The 1,447-nt window shown below is 41.3% G+C and carries 1 protein-coding gene and 1 pseudogene; both read right to left on the reverse strand.

Going from position 1 to position 1,447, the window contains the following annotated elements; translation table 11 throughout:
• Positions 1–582: 582 nt before the first annotated feature.
• Entirely contained in the window at positions 583–1,038 is a 456-nt protein-coding gene (gene pgsC / locus ACE1TI_RS21745) for a poly-gamma-glutamate biosynthesis protein PgsC (RefSeq protein WP_375009589.1), read from the reverse strand.
• Positions 1,039–1,040: 2 nt separating this feature from the next.
• Positions 1,041–1,447: pseudogene (locus ACE1TI_RS21750) on the reverse strand (poly-gamma-glutamate synthase PgsB); the annotation flags it as partial.

Consider the following 1,447-nt stretch of genomic DNA (forward strand, 5'->3'; position numbering starts at 1 on the left):
TTCGAAAGAAGGTTCCGAAAAAGTGGAGGCCACCAAGCGAAGCGCGGTAGCTGGTTTTAAAGCGTACAAAAATAGAGTGCTAAAAATAGTGGTGTTATAACCATGTCGAGAAAAACTTGACGCATACGCGTCTGAGGGGTGATTTGCATGAGTTTTTTATTTTGCGTATAATTCATAGTGAGTCCTCCTTGGTTTTCCTAATTAGAGGTCGATGATTTATCATCGGACACTCCGTACTATACCAAGGGGGCTCTCTTTTGTTCAAAACTCACATTTTCCCCTTACAGGAATGCTCCCTATTAATATTTATTATTGAATATCGTTTCATATCCATACTTTCCAAGATTACAATGACAAATGTGCAGCTGCAAGCACTATAAAGAGAATAGAAAAAGCCCAGGATTAGATCCAGGGCTTCTTCTCATATATTTACATGAAGAAAATGATAATTCCTAATGATACCAGAAAACCGATTATTGTGTGATTTGTTGTTTTTGGCTTTTGATGTTTAACAGCTTTTAAATAATGTTCTTTAAAGGTTAGTTTGGATGTTGAGGAAGCCATTTTTACTTATCCCCTTTCTTATGCTAAAAAGATTTGGTAAACCGAAAGAACGCCAAAGGACGAAAAGCTTAGCAGCATCGTGCTGGAGACAGTAGGAAGGAATCCTTGACGTTGAATCGTATTGGCAATCAGGCCAGGTACAATCAAGCCAATGGCTTGTAAATCTGAAACACTCATTGGAATAACGCCGTACATGGAATCATAGCCCAGCTTTAAGATAATACCGGTTAATAACATGGCAGTAAATTTCCTTCTGCCGTATAAAATCGTAAAATGATTGATAATATGCATTACCACAAGGTATGTAGCAAAACTTACAAACAAGATAGAAATGGCATAAACCGGTTTATCGATAACGAGGGCAATGTAGCCGGGAACAACGAGTCCGGCTGGTAATACTCCTGTTTTTTCAGCGAATAATAAACTAAGCGTGACTCCTGCCACGAGTGCAATCGTGATTTCTGATAACCCCACTTTTATACTAACTCCTTTTCTAGTTTAGTTTTCTGTAATGCTTCAACTAATGGTTCAGCGGCGCCATGAATATTGCCAACGCCATAGAATACGGTGTTTGCCATATAAGGATCTAAAGCTTGTACGATTTCGTCGGTGGTTTGGTTTTCTAAATTCAGCAGTATGTCGGCTGGAATACGGCCGGCGTTGTAGCTGTCGACAATCGGGCTGGTCGTTTCTCCGATGAGCACCAGGGTTTTGCATGGAATATAAGGAAGCACATCCTCTGCAAATTGTTCCGTCCGGTCGACACGGTCCGCCCGGCAATTCATCACCACCACCGGTTCATCGGTCGGATACCCGAGCATTTTCACCCGTTCCCAAATATTAATCGTGGAAGAAGCGTCATTGGCGGCAAAGCCGTTGACAA

This window comes from Alteribacillus sp. JSM 102045 (assembly GCF_041949975.1).
Lineage (GTDB): Bacteria > Bacillota > Bacilli > Bacillales > Marinococcaceae > Alteribacillus.